Below are 25,514 nucleotides of genomic sequence, written 5' to 3'. Positions count from 1 at the left end.
ACGACGAGGGCCCGACCGGTACATCCGGTCGGGCCCTCGTCGTCGGTCCGGAGGGGAGCGGGGCTCAGCGCCCGGCGAGCACCGCCCTGACGACGCCCGCCACGCGGCCGCCCTCGGCGCGCCCGGCGACCTCGCCCTGGGCGGCCTTCATGACCCGGCCCATGTCGGCCGGACCCGTGGCGCCGCTCGCGGCGACGGCGCGCTCGACGATGGCCCGCAGCTCGTCGTCGCCGAGCTGGGCGGGGAGGTAGGCCTCGAGGACCACGAGCTCGGCGTCCTCGACGGCCGCGAGCTCGGGGCGCTGCGCGTCGCGGTAGGCGGCGGAGGACTCTCGGCGCTTCTTGGCCTCCTTGACGAGGACCTTGAGCACGTCGTCGTCGGTGAGCTCGCGCGCCTCGTCACCGGCGACCTCGGCGGTCGTCACGGCCGTGAGGGCCATCCGCAGCGTCGAGCTGCGGACCTTGTCACGGGCCCGCATCGCGTCGTGGAGGTCGCTCTGCAGCTGCGCCTTGAGGCTCTGGGCGTTCATGCCCGCCAGTCTCCCACCCGCTGCGTGACGGGGTCACCCGGGATTCTCCGGGCGGCGGGTCGGTGAGCGAGGATGGGCCGATGACGACCCCCGCCCGCACCGCCCTGCGCGCCGTCGGCGGTCTCGTCGGCGCCGGCCTCGCGGGGGTCGCCTACGCCTCCCTCGTCGAGCGCACCTGGTTCACGCTGCGTCGCTTCACCGTGCCGGTCCTGCCGGCCGGGTCCGCGCCGGTGCGCGTCCTCCAGGTCTCCGACCTGCACCTGACCCCCGGCCAGCGCCGCAAGATCGAGTGGGTCCGCTCCCTCGCCGAGCTGCGCCCGGACTTCGTCGTCAACTCCGGCGACAACCTCGCCCACGTCGAGGCCGTCCCGCCGCTGCTGCGGGCGATGGAGCCGCTCATGGAGTTCCCCGGGGCCTTCGTTCTGGGCTCCAACGACTACTTCGCCCCCATCCCCAAGAACCCCGCGCGCTACCTGACCGACCGCTACGCCATCGCCCCGAAGACCCGCAGCGACCTGCCGGTCGGCGAGCTCGTCGCCGGGCTGCGCGGCGGCGGCTGGTCGGACCTCGACAACGCCCGCACGGTCGTCACGATGGGCGAGCACCGCGTCGAGCTCGTCGGCGTCGACGACCCGCACGTCGACTTCGACCGCTACGCCCGGGTCTCGGCCCCGGCGCGCGACGACGTCGCGCTCACCGTCGGGCTGGTCCACGCCCCCTACCAGCGCGTCCTCGACGCGATGGTCTCCGACGGCGCCGGCCTCGTGCTCGCCGGGCACACCCACGGCGGCCAGCTCGCGGTGCCGTTCTACGGCGCGCTCGTCACGAACTGCGACCTCGACACCGGCCGCGTCAAGGGCGTCTCCCGCTGGTGGGAGGGCGCCGGCCCCGGTGGCGGCGAGGGCCCCGTGCAGCCGTCGTCGGCCGCGCCGGCGGACGCCGCGTGGCTGCACGTCTCGGCCGGGCTCGGGACCTCGCCGTACGCGCCGGTGCGCTTCGCGTGCCGTCCGGAGGCGACGCTGCTCACCCTCGTGGCCCGCGGCGACGACGGCCTCGGCTGAGGTCCCCCGGCCCTCCCGGCGACCATCGGGGGGACCGATTTCGGATGCTCGTGGGTGGTCGGCTATCCTCGGGTGTCGCGGCGGCCCTCGGGTCGTCGATGACGTGCCACGGGGTGTGGCGCAGCTTGGTAGCGCGCTTCGTTCGGGACGAAGAGGTCGCAGGTTCAAATCCTGTCACCCCGACATCACGAGAGGGCCGGGCCAGATCGACGCAGTCGATCCGGCCCGGCCCTCTCGCTCGTCGGGGGACAGGATGCCGGGAGGCGGTCCCGGTGGTGAGGGACGAACCAGCGGGACCGCCGGCGTCCTGTAAACCCCGTCTCAGCGTGGCCAGCGCACCCCGACCCCACCGCGCCGCCCCGACCCCGCCTCGCCGCCGCCATCCCGCCGCGCCGACCCGCCTCGGCACCCCGGCAGGGCGAGACCACCCCGCCACGACGAGCGCACCCCGAGCCCGCGGGCGTCAGACGTGCAGCTGGGCGCCGACGACGACCGTGCGGTCGATCGGCAGGCGGAAGTACTCCGTCGGGTCGGCGGCGTTGTGCGACAGCGCGATGTAGACCCGCTTGCGCCAGCGGGACATCCCCGGGCGGTCGGCCGCGGCGTGCACCGAGACCCGCGAGAGGAAGTACAGGGCGGTGTCGCGGTCGAAGGAGAGGTCCGGGGTCTGCGCGGCGAGCGCCAGCGCGGCCGGGACGTCCTGCTCGTCGGCGAACCCGAAGTGCAGCCGGACCAGGCAGATGCCGTCCCACTGGTCGCCGAGGTCGTCGACGACGACGCGCTCCTCGTCCGGCACGTGCGGGACGTTCATCCGGATCGTGTTGGTGATGATGACGTTCTCGTGGAGGACCTTGTTGAAGTCGACGTTCTCGCGCAGCGACAGCGGGGTCGTGTCGTGGCTGGTGTGGAGGAAGACCGCCGTCCCGGGGACGCGCTGGAGCCCGCCGGAGTGCGCCTCCTCGAGGAACTCGGCGAGCGGGCGCTCGACCTTGGCCCGGCGTGCCTTGACGACGCGCTGGCCCTTGGACCACGTGAGCATGACGAACGCGATGACGGTGGCGAGCAGCACCGGCAGCCAGCCGCCGTGGGTGATCTTCGTGGCGTTGGCGGCGACGAAGCTCAGCTCGACCCAGAGGAAGAGCCCGCCGAACGCCCACAGGCGCCAGCGCGGCCAGTCGAGCGCGGCGTCGGCGTAGACGAGGAAGAGACACGTCGTGAGCGCCAGCGTGGCGGTGACGGCGAGGCCGTAGGCGACGGCCAGGTGCTCGGAGCTGCGGAAGCTGAGCATGAGGACGAGCACGCCGCCGAAGAGGACCCAGTTGACCGCCGGGACGTAGATCTGGCCGCCCTCGTGCTCGGAGGTCTGGCGCACGGTGAGGCGGGGCAGGAAGTCGAGCCGCTCGGCCTGCCGCGACACCGAGAACGCGCCCGAGATGACGGCCTGCGAGGCGATGACCGTCGCGGCCGTGGCGAGGACGACGAGCGGCAGCGTCGCCCAGTCGGGGCCGAGGTGGAAGAAGGGCCGGTCGATCGTCGCGGGGTCCTTGACGATCAGCTCGGCCTGGCCGAGGTAGTTGAGGGTGAGGCTCGGGAAGACCAGCCAGAACCACCCCGTGGCGATGGCGGGGCGGCCGAAGTGCCCCATGTCGGCGTACAGGGCCTCGGCCCCGGTGATCGCGAGGACGACCGCGCCGAGGGCGAGGAAGCTGACGAGCGGGTGGGCCACGGCGAACTGCAGGGCGAGGTGCGGGCTGAGCGCGAGCAGCGCCTGGGGGTAGGCCAGCACGTGCGGCAGCCCGAGCGCCGCGAGCGTGAGGAACCAGAAGACCATGACCGGCCCGAAGAAGCGCCCGACCCGGTCGGTGCCGTGGCGCTGGACGACGAACAGCAGCGTGATGACGGCCGCGCCGAGCGGCAGCACCCACTGCTGCAGGCCGGGCTCGACGACCTCGAGCCCCTCGACGGCGGACATCACCGAGATGGCGGGGGTGATGACCGAGTCGCCGTAGAAGAGCGCGGCCCCGATGACGCCGAGGACCATGACGAGCCGGAACCGCTTGCCGCCGGGGCGGACCGAGCGTCGGGCGAGGAACGCCAGCGAGAGCACCCCGCCCTCGCCGTCGTTGTCGGCGCGCAGCACGAAGAGGACGTACTTGACCGAGACGACCAGCGTGATGGCCCACACGACGGTCGAGACCACGCCGAGCGCGTTGTCGCGGGTCGGCTCGACGATGCCGCCGTCGAGCGCGAAGACGGTCTGCATCGCGTAGAGCGGGCTGGTGCCGATGTCGCCGAAGACGACCCCGAGCGCGCCGAGGACGAGGGCGCGCCGGGCGGTCGTCGGGGCCGTGGCGGACGGTGCGTTCACGCAGCAGAGCGTAGGCCGCGAGCACGCCCCGCCCCCGGGACTCGTGCGGACCTGGTCAGCCCGCGGCGGACCCTGTGACGACGCGCTCGCGCAGCCGGCGCAGCGCCTCCTGCCGGGCGCCCGCGAGGGAGGGCTGCTCGAGCACGGCGGGCGGCCGCAAGGGCACGTGTCGCGGCATCCGGCCGAAGCGCTGCCCCACCCGCGCCAGGAACGTCGGGTCCGACCCCCAGGCGCCGCCGAGCACGACCGCCGCGGGGTCGGTGAAGGCGACCAGCGCGGCGAGGACACCGCAGACCGCGACGACGAGGGCGTCGACGGCACGCTCGGCGCCGGGGTCGCCGCCCGGCGCCGCCGCGAGCTCGAGCAGGCGCAGGACGGCCGCCGTGTCGACGGCGGTGCTGCCCGGCTCGCGCAGCCCCAGGGCCGCGAAGACCTCGATGAACGCGCTCGCCCGGCCGTCGGGGCCGGTGGTCACGACGTGCGCGACCTCCCCGGCGAGCCCGCCGACCCCGCGCAGCACGACCCCGTCGGCGACGACCGCGCAGCCGAGCCCGCGGTCGAGGTAGAGGTAGGCGACGCCGTCCGCGGCCTCGTCGGCGCCGGAACCGGGGTCGTGGGTGGCGGCGAGCTCGGCGCGGGCGGCCCAGTTGACGTCGTTGTCGACGACGACCTCGCCGTCGACGAGCGGGGCGAGGAGCGCGACGGGCGAGAGCTCGCCGACGAGGAAGGGCGCGTCGGGCAGGTGCACGAGGGCGCCGGTGGCGCGGTCGACCGGGTCCGCGGCGCTCACGACGGCCACGCGCACCGCCCCGGCCGCGCCCGCCGCCGCCCGGGCGACGACCGCGGGCAGGAGGGCCTCGAGCCGGTCGGGCGTGGTGGGCAGGGCCAGCCCCTCCGTGGCCCTGCTCACCACCCGTCCGTGGACGTCGACGACCTCGGCCAGCACGCCGTCGGGGGCGATGCCCACCGCGAGCGCGACGCCGAGGTCCGGGGTCAGGGCGAGGATGGTGCCGGCCCGGCCGCGGCCGCCGGTGCGGTCCCCGGTGTCGCGGACGACGCCGGCCTCGGTGAGCCGGCGCACGCTCTCGCCGACGGTGGGCTTGGAGAGGCCGGCGCGGGTGGCGATCTGCGCCCGGGTCAGCTCCGGCTCCTCGAAGAGCACCCCGAGCACGTGCCGGTCGGACAGCTGCCGCAGCAGCCGGAGCGAGGGCTTCGGGGGCTCCACGGACACGATCCTAGTAAGGACCCTTGCCGAAATCGACCCCCAGGCCGTAGTCTCGGTATTCAGTCAGGAGTCCTTACTGAATGGAGACCGGTCGATGACCACCACCGCCGAGCCGCAGGTCCTGCCCGCGCTCCCCCACTGGGAGCAGCCCCCCGCCGACCTGCGGGCCGCGACCCGCGAGGTCAAGGCCGCGCTGCGCGCCCGCCTCGAGGCCTCCGGGCGCAGCGTCGAGGAGGTCTTCGCCGTCGTCGAGGCCCGGGTGCGCGCCGCCGTCGAGGAGGTCGAGGCGCAGCGGGCCCGCGGGGAGGAGGTGTGGCCGGTGCTCGAGTACGCCGACATCACCTCGGGCGCCGTCACCCCGGACGACCTCGCCCGGCTGCGCCGCCGGGGCTGCCTCGTCGTGCGTGGGCACTTCCCGCGCGAGCAGGCCCTGGCCTGGGACGCCGGCATCGTCGACTACGTCGAGGGCAACCGGTTCTTCGAGGACTACCGCGGCCCCGGCGACGACTTCTTCGGCAGCGTCGGCTCGCGCCCCGAGATCTACCCCGTCTACTGGTCCCCGGCGCAGATGGAGGCCCGCCAGAGCGAGCGGATGGCCACCGTCCAGCGCTTCCTCAACGGCCTGTGGCGGCACGAGTCCGAGGGCACGACGTGGTTCGACCCGGAGCGCGACTCGCTCTACCCCGACCGCATCCGCCGCCGTCCGCCGGGCGCCGACTCCGGCGGCCTCGGCACGCACCTCGACCCCGGCACGCTCGACCTGTGGATGACGCAGGCCTACCAGCGCGCCTTCCGCCACCTCTTCGACGGCAGCGTCGAGCAGTACGACCCCTGGGACGCCGCCCACCGCACCGCCGGCCCGCAGTACCCCGGCACGACGATGTGCTCGGCCTTCCGGACCTTCCAGGGCTGGACCGCGCTATCGGACATGGACCGCGACCAGGGCGTGCTGCACACCGTCCCGGTGCCCGAGGCGATGGCCTACCTCATGCTCCGTCCGCTGCTGGCCGACGTCCCGGACGACGACATGTGCGGCGTCACGACGAACCAGGTCTTCCCGGCCACCGAGCGCTGGCACTCGCTGCTCCTGAGGGCGGTCAGCGGCATCCCCGACGTGCGCGCCGGCGACTCCGTCTGGTGGCACTGCGACATGATCCACGGCGTCGACCCGGTCACCGACCAGCAGGGCTGGGGCAACGTCATGTACATCCCGGCCGCGCCGTGGTGCCCGCGCAACGAGGCGTACGCCGCGTCGGTGCGCGAGGCCTTCGCGGACGGCAGCAGCCCCACGGACTTCCCGGCCGAGCACTACGAGCGGGAGTGGCCGGACCGCTTCGCGCCGGAGCAGCTGAACCGCACCGGCCGGCGGGGTCTGGGCCTCGACGACTGACGCGACGCGGGGCGTCGACCTCCCGTCGGAGGCCGGCGCCCCGGGCGCGCTCAGGCGAGCTCAGACGCGCTCGAAGATCCCGAACGAGAAGCCGGACGCCTCGACGTTCCCACCCGCGACGCGGACGCCCTCGACCTCGAGCTCCCGCGCCCCGTCCCACCCGGGCGGCACTGCGGCGGAGGCCGGCTCGCGCCGCGGGTTGACCACGACGAGGTGCGTGCCGCCGCGGACGTGGACGAAGGGGTAGTCCTCGGTCAGCACCTCGAGCGACCCGCCGGCGCCGAGCGCGGGGGTCGCGTGGCGCAGGGCGAGCAGTCGGCGCACGAGGTGCAGCAGCGAGCCCTCGTCCGCCCGCTGGGTCGCGACGTCCGGCCGGTCCGGCGAGGGGTCGAGGGGCAGGTAGAAGTCCGACTCGGGTGCGGTCGAGAACCCGGCACCGGGCCCGGGCTCCCACTGCATCGGCGTCCGCGAGCCGGTGCGGTCCTGCGTCGACTGCAGGAGGCTGCCCTCGGTGTCGGGCAGTCCCTCGACGTACCGCATCCCGATCTCGTCGCCGTAGTAGATCGTCGGCAGCGCCGGCCACGTGGTGACGAACGCGAAGGCGGCCCGGGCCATCTGCGCCGTCCGCGGCCCCGTGACCAGGCGCGCGTAGTCGTGGTTGGCGCTCGGCAGCGCGACGTGCCCGCCGTCGACGCCGATGGCCTCGGTGGCCCGCCGCCACTCGCGCAGGAAGGTGTCGATGCCGCCGCTGCCCTCGGGGTCGAAGAAGTAGCGACCCGTGTCGGTCCACGACGGGTCGTAGGTACCGACCCCGGTGTGCCACAGCGACCGCAGCCCGGGGCGGCCGAAGTGGAGGAAGAAGTCGGCGTGGAAGCCGGCCGGCACCGCGACGGCCGGGTCGCCCCACTCGGAGAGCAGCGCCTTGTCGGGGTGCTCGGCGTCGAGCCAGTCGCGCATCTCCGTCCAGAGCCGGGCGGTCTCCACGTGGCCCGGGTCGTCCTTGACGAGCGAGGCCGCCATGTCGACGCGGAAGCCGCCGATGCCGAGGTCGAACCAGTGCGCCATGACGTCGCGCAGCGCCTGCCGGTTGGCCCGCGGGCCCTCGGCGTCGACCGGGTCGCGCCACGGCTGGTCGGCGCGCTGCCGGGCGAAGCCGAAGTTCAGCGCGGGCTGGCAGGGGTAGAAGTTCATCTGGTAGTAGCCGCCGCGGCGCCCCGGCACCGGGCACCAGCTGCCGGCCGGCGCGGCCACCCGCTCGTTCCAGATGTAGCGCCCGTCCGCGGGGTCGTCGGCCCAGGCGCGGAACCACGGGTGCTGGTCGCTCGTGTGCCCGGCGACGAGGTCGAGCAGCACCCGGATGCCCCGGCGGCGGGCGGCCTCGACGAACGCACCGAGGTCCTCGTTCGTGCCGTAGCGCGGGGCGACGGAGAGGTAGTCGGCGACGTCGTACCCCGCGTCCGCGAAGGGCGAGGCGAAGAGCGGGCTGAACCACACCGCGTCGACCCCGAGCCACGCGAGGTGGTCGAGCCGCTCGGTCGCGCCGGCGAGGTCGCCGATGCCGTCGCCGTTGCCGTCCGCGAAGGTCTGCGGGTAGATCTGGTAAAGGACCGAGTCGGCCAGCCAGGCCGGCTGGGGGCGGGTGCTCGTCATCACCCGACCCTAGCGAGGCCGGACCCTCAGCCCTCGGCTCGCAGGTGCAGCAGGTAGCCCTGGCCCGGTGCGAGCGCCGGCACCGGCAGCCCGTGGTCGCCGAGCACGGCGCCGGAGGCGAGCACCCCGTCCGCGGCCTGCGCGTCCTCGAACCACCGCGGGCCCCGCACCTGCTGGCTCTCGGGGAGACCGGCCTCGGGGCGCACCCGCACCCGGTAGCGGCGGGCGGGGTCGAGCCCCGGCAGGGGCACCGCACCGGGCGTCACCCCGCGCCCGCTCGCCACGCGGACGACGGTGAGCACGGCCTCGGAGCGGTCCTCGGCGACGACGCCGCCGAGGACGAGCGAGGGGTCCGGGTGGTCGGAGCGCACGACGTCGCCGGAGTGCAGCAGGGGCCGCAGCTCGCGGTACAGGCCGCTCCAGGCCCGCAGCGCGTCGAGCTCCTGCGGCGAGCACCCGGAGATGTCCCACTCGAGGCCGGCGTGCCCGCCGAGCGCGACGAGCATCCGCAGCGACAGGTCGAGGTCACGGTGCGTCGTGTGCGCGCGCCCGGGCCCGATGTGCGTGCCCATCCGCTCCGGCGGCACGAGCAGCCCGGTCCAGCGCTGGATGGCCACGCGCTCGAGCGCGTCGTTGCAGTCGGAGGTCCACACCCGGTCGGTGCGGGCGAGGACGCCGAGGTCGACGCGGGCGCCGCCGCTGGAGCACGACTCGATCTCGAGCGCGGGGAAGCGCTCGCGCAGGGTGTCGAGCAGCCGGTAGGTGGCGCGGGTCTGGAGTGCGACGGCCGGGCGGTCGGTGCCGGTGGCGTCGGTGCGGACGGCCTCGTGGAGGTCGCGGTTGTGGTCCCACTTGACGAAGTCGACGCCGTGGGTGCCGATGACCTCGGTCATCGCCGCGAGGACGTGCTCGAAGGCGTCGGGGTTCGCGAGGTCGAGGACGTGCTGGTGGCGCGAGGGGGCGGTCGGGCCGGCGGCCGGGCCGAGCACCCACTCGGGATGGGCGCGCACGACGTCGGAGTCGAGGTTGAGCATCTCGGGCTCGAACCAGAGGCCGAACTCCATCCCGAGGCCCTTGACGTGCTCGACGAGCGGGCCGAGGCCGTCGGGCCACACGTCGGTCGAGACCTGCCAGTCGCCGAGGCCGCGCGTGTCGTCGCGGCGCGAGCCGAACCAGCCGTCGTCGAGGACGAAGCGCTCGACCCCGATGGAGGCCGCGGTGTCGGCGAGCCGCTTCAGGTGCCCGAGGTCGGTCTCGAAGTAGACGGCCTCCCACGTGTTGAGGACGAGCGGGCGCGGCCGCCCGGCGCGGTAGTCGTCGCCGGCGCGCTGGTGACGCACGAGGCGCGCGGTGAGACCGTCGAGCCCGGCGTCGGACCAGACGGCGACGACGTCGGGGGCCGTCCAGGTCCCGCCCGGGCCGAGCCGGACCTCGCCGGAGGCCAGCGCCTCGCCCGCGCCGATGACGGCCGCGTGGGCGCCGGCGCCCTCGGGGAGCCGCTCGACGAGGTGCTCGTGGTGGCCGCTCCAGGCGGCGTGGACGGCCCAGACCTCGCCGTGGCGGAAGCCGAACCCGGCCGTGCCGGCGGTCATGAGCAGGGTCGCGTCGTGCCCGGTGCGGCCGCGGCGGCCGGTGCGCAGCCACGTGCCGTCGGCGACGAGCCGGCGCTGCGGGGTCCGCTCGCGCACCCAGCGACCGCTGAGGTCGAGGACCTCCTCGGCGCGGGCCGGCAGGGGCAGGAGCGTGCGCAGGGCCCCGACCTCGAGGGGCGCCGTGCCGGCCTCGGCGGTCGAGGTCACCGACGTCGAGGTGGTGAGCACGCCGTGCTCGTCGAGGGCCAGGACGAGCTCGACGACGGCCTCGACGTCGGTGGCCTCGGCCCGCACGGTGCAGCGGGCCCCGCCCCCCTCGAGCGTCGCGACCCAGCGCGGCGCGGCGGACCCGCCGGCGCGCTGCAGGGCGACGCCGGGGGTGCCGAGCCAGCCGTCGCCCGAGGTCGGCAGGACCGTGAGGTCCCACGGCTCGTCGAGGGCGTTGTTCGCGACCGGGGTGTCGCGCAGGAGGACGAGGTCGGCCGCCGCCTCGTCGGGCAGGTCGGCCCCCCAGTGCAGGACGGCCGGCAGGCCGCCGTCGCGTCGGGCGAGGACGAGGGCGACGCCCCCTCCGCGCAGGACGGTGAGGTCGGCGCTCACCCCTTGGTCGACCCGAGCGTGAGGCCGGAGACGAACTGCTTCTGGAGGACGAAGAACACGACGAGCACCGGCAGGGCGACGATGATCGAGCCGGCGGCCACGAGGTTGGTGTCCGAGAAGAACTGGCCGCGCAGGTTGTTGAGCGCGCTCGTCACCGGGTACTTGTCGCCGCGCGAGATGAGCACGGTCGCCCAGAAGAACTCGTTGTAGATCCAGGTGACCTGGAGGGTCGCGAGGGCGGCGAGGGCCGGGCGGACGAGCGGCATCGTCAGCTGCCAGTACTGGCGCCACACGCTCGCGCCGTCGAGCTCGGCGGACTCGTAGATCTCGTGCGGCAGCGTCTTCATGTAGTTGCTCAGCACGAAGGTGCAGAACCCCAGCTGGAAGGCCGTGTTGACGAGGATCAGGGCCCAGAAGCTGTTGAGCATCGTGCCGGTCTCGCTCATGAACTCCGGCAGCGGGATCTCGCGGAACATCCGGAAGACGGGGATGAGCAGCGCCTGCGGCGGCAGGAGGTTCGCCGCGAGGAAGACCCCGAGGAGGGTGAGGTTGAAGCGGTACGAGAACCGCGCCAGGACGAAGGCCACGAGCGAGGACAGGAAGAGCGTCAGCGCCACGGCCGGCACCGTGATGAGGAGCGAGTTCTTGAAGTGCAGGCCGAAGTTGCCTCGGCTCCAGGCGTTCTCGTAGTTCTTGAACGTCCACCCGCCGAACGACAGGTACCCGTTGGTCTGTGTGTACGAGTAGTCGCGGAAGGAGTTGTAGAGCGCCCACAGGAGCGGGAAGAGCCACAGGATCGCGAGGACCAGCATGATGACCGTCGCGACCTTGCCGCGGCGCTTGTTGAGGACGCCACCGGAGGGGCCCCGGCTCTTCAGGGGGTTGCCCGTCGTGCCGGGCACGGCGGTGGGGGCGGTGGCGGTGGTCATCGGCGGTCCTCCCGGAAGACGATGCGCAGGTAGATGGTGATGAACACCGACGAGATGACCATCATGATGACGGCGAGCGCGGAGCCGAAGCCGTACCGCGTTGCCTCACCGATGACGTTCTGCGACACCAGGGCCGAGATGAGCTCGAGCCCGTTGCGACCCTTGTTGATGATCCAGACGAGGTCGAACGCGCGCAGCGACTCGATGACGACGATGACGAGGACGATCATGTTGATCGGGCGCATGACCGGGAAGATGACGTTGAAGAACGTCTTCACCTCGTTGGCGCCGTCGACGGCCGCGGCCTCGCGCAGCGAGCCGTCGACGCCCTTGAGGCCCGCCAGGTAGATGAGCATGATGTAGCCGGTGTGCCGCCAGGCGGTGGCGACGAGCACGGCCCAGAGGTTGACGTCGGGGTCGCCGTACCAGTCGACGTTGCCCTTGAAGATCTCGTTGATCAGGCCCTGGTCGGTCGAGTAGAAGAGCTGCCAGATGAAGCCGACGAGGGCCAGCGACAGCACGACCGGCAGGTAGAAGGCGGTCTGGTAGAACCGGCTCCCCCACATCTCGCGGTCGAGGACGACGGCCAGCAGCACCCCGAGGATCGTCGGGAAGACGAAGAGGAACACCAGCCAGATGAGGTTGTGCTGGATCGCCGGCCAGAAGGGCGGGTAGATCGTCGCGATGTCGACGTAGTTCTTCGTGCCGACCCACTGGATCGCGCTGAACTTGAACCCGTTCCACTTCGTGAACGACAGCGCCACCGAGGCCGCCGCCGGCAGCCAGACGAGCCAGACCACGAGGAGCGTGGGGACCCCGATCATCAGGGAGACGACCAGGCGGTCGCGTGCTCCTCGTTTCTTCTCGACCCGTCGTGACTGCCGGCGTGCGGTCTTGGTGGCCATCGTTCCTCCTCGTCCCCGGCTCAGCCGAGGATGGACGCGGCCTGCTGCTGGATGGAGGTCGTGACCTTGTCGATGTCGTTCGGGTTCTTGATGAAGTCCTGGAGCGCGACGGTGACGACGGTGTTCGCGAGGTCGGCGTTGGTGTCGCGGTCGAGGAACTGCGCGATGTTCTTCGCGTTCTGGACGACCTCGACCGACTTCTTCTGCAGCGCACCATACTTGGCGGTGCTCGCACCCGAGTTGGCGGCGATGAACGGGGCCGAGCCCGCGTTGTTGCCGGCGTCCGCGGCCTCGGCGCTGCCGAGCCACTTGATGAACGCCTTGCCGGCCTCGGTGTCCTGCGCGCCCTCGGCGACGCAGAAGCCGTCGATGGGGGCGTCGAGCGCGTCGGCGCCGATGCTCGCGTCGAGGGCCGGGAAGGTGAAGAAGTCCAGGTCCTCCTGGGCCTCGGTGGGCACGCCGTCGACGACGAAGGTGCCGAGGAGGTACATGCCGCACTCGCCCTTGGCCATCGAGGTCGCGGCCTCCTGCCAGGTGCGGCCGAGCGAGTTCTCCTGGTGGTAGGGCAGGAGGGTCTTCCAGGTCTCGAAGACCTTCTTGACCTCGGGGCTGTCCCACTTCTGCTCGCCCTTGGTCAGCTGCATGTGGAAGTCGAAGCCGTTGAGGCGCATGTTGAGGATGTCGAAGGTGCCCATCGGCGCCCAGGCGTCCTTGGCCGCGAAGGCGAAGGGGGTGATCTTCTTGCCCTGCATGTCGGTCATCAGCGCGTTGAGCTCGTCCATCGTCTTCGGCTCGGTCCAGCCGTTCTTCTCGAAGACCGACGGGCGGTAGAAGACGGCCCACGGGTAGTAGCTGATCGGGACGAAGTACTGCTTGCCGTCCGCGGCCGTGGCGGCCTGCTTGAAGGCGTCGCTCATGCCGTCGATCGGCCACACGTCCGAGAGGTCGGCGATCTGGCCGGCCTCGGCGAACTGCGACATGCGGTAGCCGGCGAACCACGTGAACACGTCGTCCGGGCTGCCCTGGAGGTAGGTGGTGATGCTCTCCTGGAAGGTGTTGTGGTCGACGGCGTTGACCGAGACCTGCACACCCTCCTTCTTCGCGTAGGCGTCCGCCATGCCCTGCATGCGCTCGTAGGCCGGCCCGGAGCCCTTGGCCTCGTTGACGCCGAACTTGACGTTGCCGGCCTTGGCGGAGGCGCCGCCACCGCCGCCGGTGGCGGGCGCGTCGTCGCTGCCGCAGCCGGCGAGCGAGCCGGCCCCGAACAGGGCGCCGGCACCGAGGGCGCCCGACAGGAGGGTCCGGCGGTTCACCCCACGGACGGAGGCGGGAAGGGAGCTCGCGAACCGGGGGTCGCGCGGGGCCGGGCGTGCCATGGGTGTCTCCTTTGACGAACGTGCCGCCTCTGACAGTTTCGATCAGAAACGAACAACCGATGACGTCAGAGTGTGGAGACGGGTCGGGCGGGTGTCAAGGGTCGTGACCAACGTTTGACCTTTGCCCCGGCGCGGGACAGCGCATTTGGGCGCGTGTCGGTCGTCCCACCCGGCCGTGTCGCGCTGTGTTGGTATCTGTTGACAGATGTCGATTCCGCCCAACACACTGTCCGCCATGCGTCAATGGCCAGACGACCGCGTCGCCTTCGGTGGGGACTACAACCCCGAGCAGTGGCCGCGGGCGGTGTGGGACGACGACATGCGGCTGATGGCCGCCGCGGGGGTCAGCTTCGTGACCCTCGGCGTCTTCTCGTGGTCCTGGCTGGAGCCGACCAAGGGCGAGTACGAGTTCGGCTGGCTCGACGAGATCATGGACCTCCTCCACACCCACGGCATCGCCGTCGACCTCGCGACCGCCACCGCGACCCCGCCGCCGTGGCTGAGCGCCGCCTACCCCGAGATCCTCCCCGTCGACCGCGAGGGCCACACCCTCTGGCCCGGCAGCCGGCAGGCGTGGTGCCCGTCCTCGCCGCTCTACCGCGACTTCGCCCTGGCCCTCACCGACCGGATGGCCCAGCGCTACCACGACCACCCGGCGCTGGCGATGTGGCACGTCTCCAACGAGTACGCCTGCCACAACCTGCCCTGCTACTGCGACACCTGCGCCGCCGCGTTCCGGCGCTGGCTCGAGCGCCGCTACGGCACCCTCGACGCCCTCAACGAGGCGTGGGGCACCGCGTTCTGGAGCCAGCGCTACACCGCCTGGGACGACGTGCTGCCCCCGCGGATCACGACGACCTTCGGCAACCCGACCCACGAGCTCGACTACCACCGCTTCGGGTCCGACACGCTGCTCGACTTCCACGTCGCCGAGAAGGAGGTCATCCGCCGGCACTCGGCCGACGTCCCCGTGACGACGAACTTCATGACGATGAGCAGCTTCCGGCTGCTGGACTACCACGACTGGGCGCCGCACCAGGACGTCGTGAGCACCGACCACTACGTCGTCGACGCGCTCGAGCACCCCCGCGCCGAGCTCTCCTTCCACGGCGACCTGACCCGCGGCCTCGCCGGCGGCGCCCCGTGGATGCTCATGGAGCACTCGACGAGCGCGGTCAACTGGCAGCCGGTCAACCCGGCCAAGCCGCCGCGCGAGACCCTCCTCGACAGCCTGACCCACGTGGCCCGCGGCGCCGACGCGCTCGGCTTCTTCCAGTGGCGCCAGTCGCGGGCGGGCTCGGAGAAGTTCCACTCCGCCCTCGTGCCGCACGCCGGCGAGGACAGCGACCGCTTCCGCGAGGTCTGCGAGCTCGGCGCGGTCGCCGGGCGGCTCGGCGAGCTCGTCGGCTCCCGCGTCGAGGCCGAGGTCGCCGTCCTCTGGGACTACGAGGCGCAGTGGGCGGTCAGCGGGCCGTGCATGCCCTCGACCGAGCTCGACTACCCGCAGGCGGCGCACACGGTCCACCGCCTGCTGCGCGACGCCGGCGTCACCTGCGACGTCGTCCACCCCGACACCGACCTCTCCGGCTACCGGGTCGTCGTCGTCCCCACGCTCTACCTCGTCTCCGACGCGGCGGCCGAGCGCATCGCGGCCGCCGCCGAGGCCGGGGCGCACGTCCTCGTCACCTACTTCTCCGGCATCTCCGACCTCGACGACCACGTCCGGCTCGGCGGCTACCCGGGCGCCTTCCGCGACCTGCTCGGGGTCCGCGTCGAGGAGCTCTTCCCGCTGCGGGTCGGCGAGAGCGTCGCCCTGCGCGGGGGCGGGACCGGCTCGGTGTGGTCCGAGGACGCCCGCGGCCGCGACGCCGAGGTGCTCGACTCCTACGCCGACGGGCCGCTCGCCGGCCGCGCCGCCGTGACCCGTCGACCGGTCGGGCAGGGCGCCGCCTGGTACCTCGGGACGCTCCCGGACGACGCGACGCTCGCCGCCCTCCTCGCCCGGGTCGTCGACGAGTCCGGGGTCGCCCCGGTGGCCGAGGTCCCGGCCGGCGTCGAGGTCACCCGCCGCCGCTCGGCCTCGGGCTCGTGGCTCTTCGTGCTCAACCACACCGACGCCCCGTGCGAGGTCGCCGTCTCCGGCCACGACCTCGTCGCCGGCACCGACGTCGGCCCGGTCGCGACGGTCGCCGGCCGCACCGTCGCCGTCGTCCGGGAGGCCTGATGCTCGCCAGCCAGCGCCGCGCCGCGATCCTGTCGATCGTCGAGGAGCACGGCGCCGCGCGCGTCTCCGAGCTCGTCGACCAGCTCGGCGTCTCGGACATGACGGTGCGCCGCGACATCGAGCGGCTCGACGGCGACGGCCTCCTTGAGCGGGTCCACGGCGGCGCCGTCGCGGTCACCCCGCGTGCCACGGACGAGCCGGGGTTCACCGCGAAGTCGACGCTCATGACCGCCGAGAAGCAGGCCATCGCCGCCGAGGCCGCGCGGCTCGTGCAGCCCGGCGCGACGATCGGCATCTCGGCCGGGACGACGACCTACGAGCTCGCCCGGGCCGTGCGCGACGTCCCGCAGCTCACGGTCGTCACCAACTCCGTCCCCGTCGCGCAGCTGCTCCACGAGTCGCAGGCGGCCGCGCACGTCGTCGTCCTCACCGGCGGCGTCCGGACCCCCTCGGACGCGCTCGTCGGCCCGGTCGCGGTGACGGCCCTGGCCGGCCTGCACGTCGACCGCCTCTTCCTCGGGGCCCACGGCATCGACCGTGCGGCGGGCCTGACGACCCCGAACCTCGTCGAGGCCGAGACCAACCGCGCGCTCGTGCGCTCGGCGCGCTCGGTGTGCGTCCTCGCCGACCGCTCGAAGATCGGCATCGTCGGGCTCTCGACCTTCATGGACCTCTCGGAGGTCGACACCCTCATCACCGACTCGGGCATCCCGGCCCGGGCCCGGCAGGTGCTCGTGGAGTCGGTCGAGCAGCTCGTGCTCGCCGAGCCCGGTCGTGCGCGGCCGGCGAGCGAGGGTGTCGGGTGACGACGACCCGCGCCGTCCGGCGCACCGTGCGCACGCTCGCCGACGGGCGCGAGATCATCTACTTCGACGACTCCCCCGACGCTCCCGAGCGCACGACGGTCGACGCCCGCGAGCTCGGCGAGCGGGCCCCCGCCGGCCACGTGCGCTACGACGCGCTCGTCGGCGACTGGGTCGCGGTCGCCGGCCATCGGATGAACCGCACCTTCCTGCCGCCCAAGGACGAGTGCCCGCTGTGCCCCACCGGGCGAGGCAGCGTCCCCTCCGAGATCCCCGACGCCGAGTACGACGTCGTCGTCTTCGAGAACCGCTTCCCCTCCTACGCACCCGTCGCCGTCGACGACGTCGTCGCACCCGAGGGCTACCTCCACGGCCCGGCCGGTGGCCGCACCGAGGTGGTCTGCTTCACGAGCGACCACGACTCCTCGTTCGCGGCCCTCGGCCCGGAGCGCGTGCGCACCGTCGTCGACGTCTGGGCCGACCGCACCGCCGAGCTCGGCGCGACGCCGGGCGTCGAGCACGTCTTCTGCTTCGAGAACCGCGGCCAGGAGATCGGGGTGACCCTCCACCACCCGCACGGGCAGGTGTACGCCTACCCCTACGTCCCCGCCCGCACCGCCGAGATCCTTGCGCGCGCCACCGAGCACCACGCCCGCACCGGTCGGCTCCTCGGCGCCGACCTCCTCGCGGCCGAGCAGGCGGACGGCTCGCGCGTCGTCCTCGCCGGCGAGCACTGGACGGCCTACGTCCCCTACGCCGCGCGCTGGCCGGTCGAGGTGCACCTGGCCCCGCACCGCGACGTGCCGGACCTCGTCGCCCTCGACGACGCCGAGCGCGAAGAGCTCGCGCACGTCTACCTCGAGCTGCTGCGCCGCCTCGACGGCTACCACGTGGGCGAGGACGGCCCGGTGCGCCTGCCCTACATCGCGGCGTGGCACCAGGCCCCCGCGCGCCGCGGCCGCGAGGTCTCGCGGCTGGTGCTCCAGGTGATGTCGGTCCTGCGCGGGCCGGGCAAGCTCAAGTACCTCGCGGGCTCCGAGAGCGCGGTCGGCGGCTGGGTCACCGACACCCGCCCCGAGGCCGTCGCGGCGCGGCTGCGCTCGCTCGCCACCGGCTGACACCCCCGGACGCCCTCGGTGGTGCCCGACGGAGGCGGACCTCCGTCGGGCACCACCGGTGCGCACCCCTCGCCCCTCCTCGAGCGGTCACGCACCCCCTGCACGGGTGTGCCCCGGCCCGCATCGTACGACAAACCGACCGACCGGTCTGTTTGCCGTCCGCGCCGGGGTGGACCCGCCCACGTCGGGCCGCACAGCGAGCACGCGTAGCGTGAGCGCCGCCCCGCCCGTCCCGCCCCCCAGGAGGAGCCCCGTGCCCCGGCAGCAGCGAGCCGTCGCCACGCGCAGCAGCATCCTGCGCGCCGCGGCCGCCGTCATCGACCGCCACGGCTACGAGGCCGCGACCGTCGCCGAGATCGTCCGCGCGGCGGGCATCACCAAGGGCGCGCTCTACTTCCACTTCCCCTCGAAGGAGGCGCTCGCGGAGGCGGTCATCGCCGAGCAGGACGAGTGGCGCACCCAGCGCGGTCCCGGCGCCGGGCCCCCGGTCCAGGCCGTCGTCGACCTCACCTACTCCTTCGTCGAGGCCCTGCTCACCGACCCGCTGATGCGCGCCAGCGTCCGGATGACCCTGGACCGGGCGGCCGGCGACGACGTCATCCGCGCCGGGTACCTCGGCTGGATCGAGGCCGTCGCGGACATGCTGCGCGAGGCCGAGGCCGCCGGCTCGCTCGTGCCGGGCACCGACCCGGACCGCTTCGCCTACGTGGTCACCTCGGTCGTCACCGGGATGCAGCTGACGAGCGAGGCGCTGACCGGGCGGGCCGACCTGCCGCAGCGGGTCGAGGACTTCTGGCGGCTCGTCCTGCCCGTCCTCGTGCGGGCCGAGCTGCTCGACACCGTCGACCCCCGGCCCCCGGCCTCGCGGGCCGGCGGCGCCGCGGGTCGCTCGTCGCCCCGGTCGCGCACGCCGGCCCGACCGTCCTGACCCGCGGTTGACCGACGGGGGACGCGCCTGACCGGACGCGTACCGGATGCCGGGGCACGCTTGGGCCGGGGCTGACCCCGGCCGAGCAGGCTGTTCTCCCGTGAGCACCCCGACCTCCGCCGCCCCGTCCACCCGCCGCCCCCACCGCCTCGGCCGCCCCTCCCGCGGGCTGCGCCGGGCCGCCGCGGCCCTGCTCCTCGTCGCGCTCGGCGCGCCGGCCGCCGCGAGCGCCGCCCAGGCGCTGCCCCCGGCGCCCCCGAGCGTCGCCGACGCCCGCGACCAGCTGGCCGGGCTGCACGTCGGCTACGAGGACAACGTCGGCTACGACCGCACCGCCTTCACCCACTGGGTGACGATCAGCGGCACGTGCGACACCCGGGAGACCGTGCTGAAGCGCGACGGCTCGGGCGTGAGCACCGACTCCTCGTGCCGCGCGACCTCCGGCACGTGGCGCAGCGTCTACGACGACACGACGTTCACCAGCGGCTCCGACCTCGACATCGACCACGTGGTGCCGCTCGCCGAGGCCTGGGGCTCCGGCGCCAACCTCTGGACCGACGCGCAGCGCAAGGCGTTCGCCAACGACCTGGCCATCCCCCAGCTCATCGCCGTCTCGGCCTCGAGCAACCGCAGCAAGTCCGACCAGGACCCGGCCGAGTGGCAGCCCTCGGCGAGCGGCTGGCGCTGCGAGTACGCCCGCTCGTGGATCGAGGTCAAGTACAAGTACGACCTCGAGGTCGACAGCCGCGAGAAGACGGCCCTCACGGGGATGCTCGACGCCGACTGCTGACCGGCCGGGCGGAGGGACGCCGTCAGGGCGAGGTGACCCCGGCGCGACGAGGTGACCGCGGCCCGGCGGCGACCCGGCGGCGTCGGGCCCGGACGAGGGCGACGACCGCGCAGCCGAGCATCCCCGCCGCGAGCAGGAACGGCGAGGCCATCATCCCGAGGAGCAGGACGCCCTCGGCCGGCGGGAGCGTGCACCCCCACCCGATACCCTCGCACTGGCCGCCGGCGTTGTGGTCGGGCAGCGAGAAGTGGAGCCCCGCGACGAGCACCGTCGGCAGCAGCCAGAGGACGCCGAGCACGACGAGGTACGGACGGAGGGATCGCAGCACCCGTCCACCGTGCCACGGCCCGGGCGGGGCCGCCTGAGGAGCAGTGCTCAGGCGCGCAGCCGCGCGCCGGCCCGCCGGATGGTCGCCACGGCCACCGCGTCGATGGAGTCGACGACGAGCGGGTCCTCGACCCCGAGGTCGCCCCGCAGCACCGACAGCTCGGTGCAGCCGAGGGCGACGGCCTCGGCGCCCTGGGCCCGCAGGTGCTCGACGAGCGCGTCGAAGCGGCTGCGCGGGACCGGGTTCCCGGCCTTGACGCCGTCGTAGATGACGCTCATCGTCTCGCGCTGGTGCTCGGGGTCAGGGAGTACGAGCTCGATGCCGGCGCGCTCGGCGGAGCGGGCGTAGGTGCCGGCCGAGAGCGTGCCGTCGGTGGCGAGGACGCCGAGCCGCCGCAGGCCGGGGACGGCCTCGCGCGCTGCGGCGACCGTCTCGTCGACGGTGTCGAGGACCTCGATGCCGACGGCGGCGCGCATCTGCTCGACCCAGACGATCGCGGTGTTGCACGGGACGGCCACGAACGTGGCGCCCGCCCGCTCGAGGGCCTGCACGTCGGCGACGAGCGCGGGCTCGGGGCTCTCGTTCTCGCCGCGGAGGAAACCGGTGCGGTCGGGGATCGAGCCGTGCTGCCAGACGAGCAGGTCGACGTGGTCCTGGTCGCGGTGCGCGTCGGTCAGCTCGACGACGCGGCGCAGGAAGTGGACGGTGGCGGCCGGCCCGAGCCCGCCGAGCACCCCGCCCGGCTGCCCGGGGACCGCGGCGCCGGTCATCGGCGGTCCGTGAAGTGCTCGCGGAACTTGCGCACCTGGTTGACGTGGTACGCGAGGTTGTACGCGCGGCGCTTGAGGGTGAGGTCGGGCGCGTAGACGTTGGGGTCGCTCGCCCGGCCCGAGCGCATGAGCCCGAGCGCCTTGTCGCGCAGGGCCTCGTCGAGGACGTAGTGCTTGACGACGTGCTTCGGCACGAACGCGAAGAGGTGCTCGCCGCGGGCGATCGTCAGCCCCTCCATCGGCTCGTGGCGCACCCAGTCGCGGACGTACCACTCCGAGACGTTGTTCCCGCCGGCCGTCACGTAGAAGTTCGAGCGCCCGAGGCGGACGTTGATCTCGAAGAACTTGTACGTGCCGTCGCGCCGGTCGTACTTGAGGTCGAAGTTGCTGAACCCGACGTACCCGATGTGCTCGAGGAAGCGCTTGGCCTGCTCGACGACCTCGTCGATCTCGGTCGTGATGATGACGCAGGGGTTGCCGATGGCGAGCGGGTGGTGCTCCTCGAGGAGGACGTGCCCGACCGAGCCGAAGACGACCTTGCCGTCGCGGTCGGAGTAGCAGGTGAGCACCCGCATGTTCGTGTCGTCGCCGGGGACGAAGTCCTGGAGGAGGAAGTTGCCGTCGTAGCTGCTGGCCCGGACCCGCCGCAGGGTGTCGGCGAGCTCCTCGGGGGTGTCGCAGACGTAGACCTTCTTCTTCCCCTCGAAGCTCGCGTAGTGGTACAGCGCGCTGTCGGCCGGCTTGGCGACGACGGGGAACTGCCACGGCAGGTCGCGCTCCTCGCCGTGCTCGCCCGAGCAGTCGACGACGATCGTCGCGGGGTGCGGGACGCCGACCTCGTCGAGGATCCCGTAGAAGACGTCCTTGCGGACGATCCGGTCGAGCAGGTCCAGGTCGATGTACGGGATGGTGAACCAGGCCGAGAGCCGGTCCTTGTGCTCGATGATCATCCGCACGTACCAGTCACCGGCGGCGACGAGCAGCAGCGGCGGGCGGCCCTCGCCCCCGTGCTCGCGGCCCACGCGCTCGAGCTCGCGGACGAAGGTGTCGGCCTCCTCGAAGCCCGCGACGTACTCGTGGTCGCAGAGCGTCGAGAGGGCGACCGGGCCGCCCTCGCTCATGTTGACGACGAGCGGCCGGACGCCGTAGGCGGCGTGGAAGGTCCGCACGAGCGTGTAGGCGGTGATGTCGCCACCGAGGATGACGGGGCGGAAGTCGGTGGCGGGAGCGGCAGGAGGCACGCGGGGGTCCTTCGCGGCAGGGGGCGGCTGGCTCGGCCACCCATGATCCCCCATCGGCCGGGCCGGGCCGAATCGCGGCGCGCGAGCCGGGGCGCCGGGCCCGCCGCCGGGCTCAGGAGGCGAAGACGACCGTGTTGTCGGTGTAGTGGCCGGTGGCGGGGTCGATCTCGCCGCTGCAGGTGACCAGGCGCAGGACCGGGCCGGGCTGCGGCCCGTAGACCGCCTCGGTCGGGAAGTCGTCCTTGGCCACCTGCACCGACGAGCGGACGGTGAACCGCACGACGTCCCCGTCGCGCTGGACGACCTCGACGTCGTCCCCCGGCCGTAGCTCGCGCAGCCGGACGAACACCGCCGGGCCTGTGTGGGTGTCGACGTGCCCGGCGATGACCGCCGGCCCGCGCTGCCCCGGTGCGGCGGCCGCGGTCAGCCAGCCGGCGAGCGCGGGGTCGCGCGGCACCTCCATCGTCCCGTCCGGGGCGATCCCGAGGTCGACGAGGCGCGAGTCGACCCCGATCGACGGGATGCGCACCCGCGCCGGCCGGTCCCCCGTCGCCGCGGAGCCCCCCGTCGCCCGCGCGGGCAGCGAGGCGTCGTTGGGTCCGCGACGGGTGACCGCGACGGAGTCCGGCACGTCCGGGCTCGGCCAGGCGTCCGGTGCGAGCTGGGCGAACCCGCCGGGTCCGGCGACCGTGGCCGGGGCGGTCGGCGAGGGGCCGGCCGTCGGCAGGGCGCTCGCCACGACGGGGCCGGCCGTCCGGGCGGGCTCGTCACGGGTCGCGGCGAGCGCCGCGACCGCGAGGCCGCCGACGGCGGCGAGGGCCGCGGCGCCGCCGAGGAGGCGGACCGCGAGGGGCTTCACCAGGCCGGCCCCGGGCGGGGGCGGCGGCGCCGGCCGACGACGGTGAGCAGGAGGAGGATGCTCGTGCCGATGGCCCCGACGGTCAGGCCGGCGCGGACGGCGGTGTCGCCCGGCCGGCTGGCCACGCCGCCGAAGCCGGTCTGCACGCCGTCGACCGGGGTCGCGCTCGCGCCCATCGCGTCCGAGACCGGCTTGAGGACGACGCCGCCGTCGCCGTCGCCGAGGACGAAGACGGTGTACGCGCCCCCGCCGCCGACGTCGACGGTGGAGTCGAGCGGCGTGATGTCCGCGGTCCCGCCGGTCGTCGTGAGGGTGAGGTCCCACGTCCCGGCGGGCACCGTGCGGTAGGCGGTCGGCTGCCCGTAGGCCGCGTCCCGCGCGATGACCGGGCCGCCGTCCGCGCGCACCGAGATCGCCGAGACCTGCGGGAGGGCGGGCAGGAGGCGCACCCGGGCCGTGCCGGAGGCCGGGCTGGCGGGGCTGTCGGTGATGATCTCGACGCGCGGGTCCTTCTTCGTGCCACCGAGGGCCGCGAGCGTGACGGCCTCGCCGGGGCGCGCCTCGAAGGTCCCGGTGAGCACCGGCGGCCCGCTCGTGCCCGAGCCCACCGGCCGGATCGTCACGGCGTAGACGCCGGCCGGCACCTGGCGGTAGTCCCCGATGCCGCCGTAACCGACCGCGGGCTCGAGGACCCGGGTCTGGCCCTCGGCGACGGCCTCCGGCACGCTGCCGCTCGGCACGTCCGAGAGCGCGGACCCGGCGAAGGGCACGAGGCGGATCGTCATCGTCCCCACGCCGGGGACGAGGTGCGCGGCGCGGACCCAGGCGGTCGACGTCGCCGCCGGGAGATGCCGCCCGGCGGCGGCCGCACCCGGGGCCGCCGCGACGACGGCGAGGACGGTGACGAGCACGGCGAGGAGCGCGGCGGGGAACGGGGACCGGGGCCGACCCGTGGGGCGTCGAGACATGGTGGTCCTCTCGGGTCGGCGCCGCCCGCACGGGGGGCGGCCGGTCGGTGACGGGGACTGCGGGCGGGAGGTCATGCGTCCTCCCGCGGGAAGGTGAGCAGGACGGTGGGACCGCCGTCGACGGCGGCGGCTCGCTCGTAGTCGACGAGCGGGTGGAACTCGGGGCTCTGGGCGTCGAGGACGGCGAGGAGGTCGGCGGTCGCGCCGGCGTCCCGGGTGGCCGGCGCCCCGGCGAGCGCGCTGATGCGCACCGCCCGCAGGAGCCCGGTGTCCGCGGCGTCGGCGGGCGGGAAGGCGTCGACCTGGACGGACTGCGTCCCCGCGACGGTCGCGAGGGTGGCGAGCACGCGGGGGTCGACGCGGCCGGCCTCGAGGTCGGCCCGCGCCGCCCCGCTGAGCCGGACCGCCGGGTTGGCCGCCAGCTGCGCACCGGCGCGGGCGAGCAGGGCGTCGGCGGCGGGTGCCGGCGGGAGCTCCGGTGCGGTGGTCGGGGTCACCGGGGATCCGGTGTCGGTCGGGGTCGGGGCCGTGGTCGTCGCGGGCGGCTGCGCCGTCACGGAGGCCTCCGGCGTGACGGTCGGCGCGGGCGTCGGAGAGGTGGCGACGACCGAGGGAGCGGCGGTGGGTGTCGGGGCCGGGGTGGACGCGCCCGTCGCGTCCGGCCGGGCCGACGCGACGGGGCCGGCGGCGGCGACCGTGCCGGCCGGGACGAGCCGCGACGCCCAGCCGGGGACGACGGCCACGACCGCCGCGACCGCCGCGACGACCGCGGCCGTGAGCAGGGGGCGGCGCACGTCGTGCCCCGCGAGCCGGGTGGGCGCGTAGCGGACGAAGCCGTCGGCCACGGCGAGCGCGAGGGTGAGGAGCACGACGGCGGCGACGACGGCGAGCGCCGCGGGCACCGGCCCGGGGAGGGCGAGCGCGACGACGAGGGCGACACCCGTGGTGGCGAGCGCGCGGACCCGCCGCAGCAGCAGGCCCCCGGCCACCGCGAGCAGCGCGAGGAGGGTCGCGAGCAGCCCCACGTCGAGCGGGTCGGGGGTGGCCGGCCCGCCGACCTCGGCGAGACGCACCCCGGCGCCGAGCGCGGCGGCGCCCGTGGCGATCAGCGCCGCCCGGCGGGGCGCGGCGTCCGGCGCGGACCGTCCTCCCTCGACGGCCAGGGCCAGGGCCGGTCCCGCGAGCGCGACGAGGAGGACCGGCTCGAGGACCGCCGCGGCGGCGACCGTCACGGCGGCGGCGACGAGCCCGGCCGGGTGCGCGGGCCGCACGACGAGCAGGCCGAGACCACCGACGAGGAGCACGGCGGCGAGGAGCGGGAGCGTCTCGCCGCGCGCGGCCGCCGACGCGACGGGCGGGCAGAGGGGGACGAGGACGACGACCACCGTGGCCGCCCACCGGGGCAGGTCCAGCCGCCGGGCGAGGACCCAGAGCGCGAGGCCCAGCAGGAGGACGAGCGCGCTCGCGAGGTCGTCCCGCACGTCGCCGCGGGCGGGGGGCCCGACCTCGCGCAGCACGGTGGCGGCGAGGAGCGCGGGAGCGAGCACCAGCACCTCGCCGGCCGCCCCGGGGCGCGTGTCATCGGCCATCCCCGCCTCCTCCCGGGCACGGCGGACGGCAGGGTCGGGCAGGTGGCCGTGGCGCCCCTGCCGCGCCGAACCTCGATGACCGTAACCCGGCGACCCCCGTCGTGGGAAGACCCCCGGACCCACGACCTCGCAGGTCAGGGCCGGTCGTGCCGGGCCCGTCGGGACGCTGCGCCCGCGCGGTCGTCGTGCGGCGAGGGCGCGGCCGGGGTTCCTGCGCGATGCGCACGCAGCTGCCGGGGCATCCGGCAGGATCCCCGGCGGCGGGTCGCGT

21 protein-coding genes and 1 tRNA gene are annotated in these 25,514 nt (G+C 74.3%); 8 read left to right on the top strand and 14 right to left on the bottom strand.

Features of this window, described 5'->3' with window-relative positions:
- Positions 1-64 precede the first annotated feature (64 nt).
- A complete protein-coding gene (locus HL663_RS06330; protein WP_173027566.1) occupies positions 65-529 on the bottom strand; it encodes a GatB/YqeY domain-containing protein in 465 nt (154 codons plus the stop codon).
- 80 nt (positions 530-609) lie between these two features.
- Between HL663_RS06330 and HL663_RS06325 the strand changes: the two genes are divergently transcribed.
- Both HL663_RS06325 and HL663_RS06320 read left to right on the top strand, forming a co-directional pair.
- Positions 610-1,590 carry a metallophosphoesterase gene (locus HL663_RS06325; RefSeq protein WP_173027565.1) on the top strand — a complete coding sequence of 327 codons (981 nt, stop codon included), beginning with the start codon at positions 610-612 and terminating at the stop codon, positions 1,588-1,590.
- Positions 1,591-1,699: 109 nt separating this feature from the next.
- Positions 1,700-1,773: transfer RNA gene (locus HL663_RS06320), tRNA-Pro, on the top strand.
- Positions 1,774-2,053: 280 nt separating this feature from the next.
- Here HL663_RS06320 and HL663_RS06315 read toward each other — a convergent pair.
- Positions 2,054-3,958, bottom strand: coding sequence for a potassium transporter Kup (locus HL663_RS06315; RefSeq protein ID WP_173027564.1), 1,905 nt, complete (start codon positions 3,956-3,958; stop codon positions 2,054-2,056).
- Between the two features lie 55 nt (positions 3,959-4,013).
- Entirely contained in the window at positions 4,014-5,183 is a 1,170-nt protein-coding gene (locus HL663_RS06310; protein ID WP_173027563.1) for an ROK family transcriptional regulator, read from the bottom strand.
- Between the two features lie 94 nt (positions 5,184-5,277).
- Between HL663_RS06310 and HL663_RS06305 the strand changes: the two genes are divergently transcribed.
- Positions 5,278-6,573, top strand: a complete 1,296-nt coding sequence (locus HL663_RS06305; RefSeq protein ID WP_173027562.1) for a DUF1479 domain-containing protein — start codon at positions 5,278-5,280, stop codon at positions 6,571-6,573.
- Positions 6,574-6,633: 60 nt separating this feature from the next.
- Here HL663_RS06305 and HL663_RS06300 read toward each other — a convergent pair whose 3' ends face one another.
- Genes HL663_RS06300 through HL663_RS06280 form a run of 5 tightly spaced genes read right to left on the bottom strand, consistent with a single transcriptional unit; the run spans position 6,634 to position 13,625 of the window.
- On the bottom strand, positions 6,634-8,223 hold the full coding sequence (locus HL663_RS06300) for an alpha-amylase family glycosyl hydrolase (RefSeq protein WP_173027561.1): 1,590 nt from the start codon (positions 8,221-8,223) through the stop codon (positions 6,634-6,636).
- A 26-nt stretch (positions 8,224-8,249) separates the two neighbouring features.
- Positions 8,250-10,415, bottom strand: coding sequence for an alpha-galactosidase (locus HL663_RS06295; protein WP_173027560.1), 2,166 nt, complete (start codon positions 10,413-10,415; stop codon positions 8,250-8,252).
- On the bottom strand, positions 10,412-11,344 hold the full coding sequence (locus tag HL663_RS06290; protein WP_216842691.1) for a carbohydrate ABC transporter permease: 933 nt from the start codon (positions 11,342-11,344) through the stop codon (positions 10,412-10,414). The genes HL663_RS06295 and HL663_RS06290 overlap by 4 nt, the downstream gene beginning before the upstream one ends.
- On the bottom strand, positions 11,341-12,249 hold the full coding sequence (locus HL663_RS06285) for a carbohydrate ABC transporter permease (protein ID WP_173027559.1): 909 nt from the start codon (positions 12,247-12,249) through the stop codon (positions 11,341-11,343). The genes HL663_RS06290 and HL663_RS06285 overlap by 4 nt, the downstream gene beginning before the upstream one ends.
- Before the next feature lie 20 nt (positions 12,250-12,269).
- Positions 12,270-13,625: an ABC transporter substrate-binding protein gene (locus HL663_RS06280; protein WP_173027558.1), complete on the bottom strand. Its 1,356-nt coding sequence runs from the start codon at positions 13,623-13,625 to the stop codon at positions 12,270-12,272.
- Between the two features lie 235 nt (positions 13,626-13,860).
- On the opposite strand from HL663_RS06280, the gene HL663_RS06275 reads away from it, so the two are divergent.
- The 5 genes from HL663_RS06275 (at position 13,861) to HL663_RS06255 (ending at position 19,488) form a co-directional block, all read left to right on the top strand.
- Entirely contained in the window at positions 13,861-15,849 is a 1,989-nt protein-coding gene (locus tag HL663_RS06275; RefSeq protein ID WP_173027557.1) for a beta-galactosidase, read from the top strand.
- Positions 15,849-16,655: a DeoR/GlpR family DNA-binding transcription regulator gene (locus HL663_RS06270; protein ID WP_173027556.1), complete on the top strand. Its 807-nt coding sequence runs from the start codon at positions 15,849-15,851 to the stop codon at positions 16,653-16,655. Before HL663_RS06275 ends, HL663_RS06270 begins: the two co-directional genes overlap by 1 nt.
- Positions 16,652-17,770 carry a galactose-1-phosphate uridylyltransferase gene (galT, locus tag HL663_RS06265; protein ID WP_173027555.1) on the top strand — a complete coding sequence of 373 codons (1,119 nt, stop codon included), beginning with the start codon at positions 16,652-16,654 and terminating at the stop codon, positions 17,768-17,770. The genes HL663_RS06270 and galT overlap by 4 nt, the downstream gene beginning before the upstream one ends.
- Before the next feature lie 253 nt (positions 17,771-18,023).
- Complete coding sequence (locus HL663_RS06260; protein WP_216842690.1) at positions 18,024-18,698, top strand: ScbR family autoregulator-binding transcription factor; 675 nt, start codon at positions 18,024-18,026, stop codon at positions 18,696-18,698.
- Between the two features lie 100 nt (positions 18,699-18,798).
- Positions 18,799-19,488, top strand: a complete 690-nt coding sequence (locus HL663_RS06255; protein WP_286175979.1) for an HNH endonuclease family protein — start codon at positions 18,799-18,801, stop codon at positions 19,486-19,488.
- 22 nt (positions 19,489-19,510) lie between these two features.
- Here the strand turns inward: HL663_RS06255 and HL663_RS06250 are convergent, their stop codons facing one another.
- The 6 genes from HL663_RS06250 to HL663_RS06225 all read right to left on the bottom strand — a co-directional run bounded on the left by HL663_RS06250 (position 19,511) and on the right by HL663_RS06225 (position 25,243).
- Positions 19,511-19,816, bottom strand: a complete 306-nt coding sequence (locus HL663_RS06250) for a hypothetical protein (RefSeq protein ID WP_173027554.1) — start codon at positions 19,814-19,816, stop codon at positions 19,511-19,513.
- Between the two features lie 47 nt (positions 19,817-19,863).
- Positions 19,864-20,586: a cysteate racemase gene (cuyB, locus tag HL663_RS06245; protein ID WP_173027553.1), complete on the bottom strand. Its 723-nt coding sequence runs from the start codon at positions 20,584-20,586 to the stop codon at positions 19,864-19,866.
- Positions 20,583-21,827: a carboxylate--amine ligase gene (locus tag HL663_RS06240; protein ID WP_173027552.1), complete on the bottom strand. Its 1,245-nt coding sequence runs from the start codon at positions 21,825-21,827 to the stop codon at positions 20,583-20,585. Before HL663_RS06240 ends, cuyB begins: the two co-directional genes overlap by 4 nt.
- Positions 21,828-21,939: 112 nt before the next feature.
- A complete protein-coding gene (locus tag HL663_RS19340) occupies positions 21,940-22,686 on the bottom strand; it encodes a class F sortase (protein ID WP_173027551.1) in 747 nt (248 codons plus the stop codon).
- A complete protein-coding gene (locus HL663_RS06230; RefSeq protein ID WP_173027550.1) occupies positions 22,683-23,654 on the bottom strand; it encodes a DUF4397 domain-containing protein in 972 nt (323 codons plus the stop codon). Before HL663_RS06230 ends, HL663_RS19340 begins: the two co-directional genes overlap by 4 nt.
- Positions 23,655-23,725: 71 nt before the next feature.
- Positions 23,726-25,243 carry a hypothetical protein gene (locus HL663_RS06225; protein WP_173027549.1) on the bottom strand — a complete coding sequence of 506 codons (1,518 nt, stop codon included), beginning with the start codon at positions 25,241-25,243 and terminating at the stop codon, positions 23,726-23,728.
- Positions 25,244-25,514 lie beyond the last annotated feature (271 nt).

The sequence above is a fragment of the Arthrobacter sp. NEB 688 genome (assembly GCF_013201035.1).
Lineage (GTDB): Bacteria > Actinomycetota > Actinomycetes > Actinomycetales > Dermatophilaceae > Phycicoccus.
This window is presented reverse-complemented; position numbering and strand designations above follow the sequence as displayed.

Bases quoted from the DNA above. Each gene is read 5' to 3' on its own strand.
- HL663_RS06270 (WP_173027556.1), top strand. From the start codon at position 15,849: ATGCTCGCCAGCCAGCGCCGCGCCGCGATCCTGTCGATCGTCGAGGAG.
- HL663_RS06230 (WP_173027550.1), bottom strand. From the start codon at position 23,654: ATGTCTCGACGCCCCACGGGTCGGCCCCGGTCCCCGTTCCCCGCCGCG.
- HL663_RS06300 (WP_173027561.1), bottom strand. From the start codon at position 8,223: ATGACGAGCACCCGCCCCCAGCCGGCCTGGCTGGCCGACTCGGTCCTT.
- cuyB (WP_173027553.1), bottom strand. From the start codon at position 20,586: ATGACCGGCGCCGCGGTCCCCGGGCAGCCGGGCGGGGTGCTCGGCGGG.
- HL663_RS06305 (WP_173027562.1), top strand. From the start codon at position 5,278: ATGACCACCACCGCCGAGCCGCAGGTCCTGCCCGCGCTCCCCCACTGG.
- HL663_RS06290 (WP_216842691.1), bottom strand. From the start codon at position 11,344: ATGACCACCGCCACCGCCCCCACCGCCGTGCCCGGCACGACGGGCAAC.
- HL663_RS06285 (WP_173027559.1), bottom strand. From the start codon at position 12,249: ATGGCCACCAAGACCGCACGCCGGCAGTCACGACGGGTCGAGAAGAAA.
- HL663_RS06330 (WP_173027566.1), bottom strand. From the start codon at position 529: ATGAACGCCCAGAGCCTCAAGGCGCAGCTGCAGAGCGACCTCCACGAC.
- HL663_RS06225 (WP_173027549.1), bottom strand. From the start codon at position 25,243: ATGGCCGATGACACGCGCCCCGGGGCGGCCGGCGAGGTGCTGGTGCTC.
- HL663_RS06325 (WP_173027565.1), top strand. From the start codon at position 610: ATGACGACCCCCGCCCGCACCGCCCTGCGCGCCGTCGGCGGTCTCGTC.
- HL663_RS06275 (WP_173027557.1), top strand. From the start codon at position 13,861: ATGCGTCAATGGCCAGACGACCGCGTCGCCTTCGGTGGGGACTACAAC.
- HL663_RS06280 (WP_173027558.1), bottom strand. From the start codon at position 13,625: ATGGCACGCCCGGCCCCGCGCGACCCCCGGTTCGCGAGCTCCCTTCCC.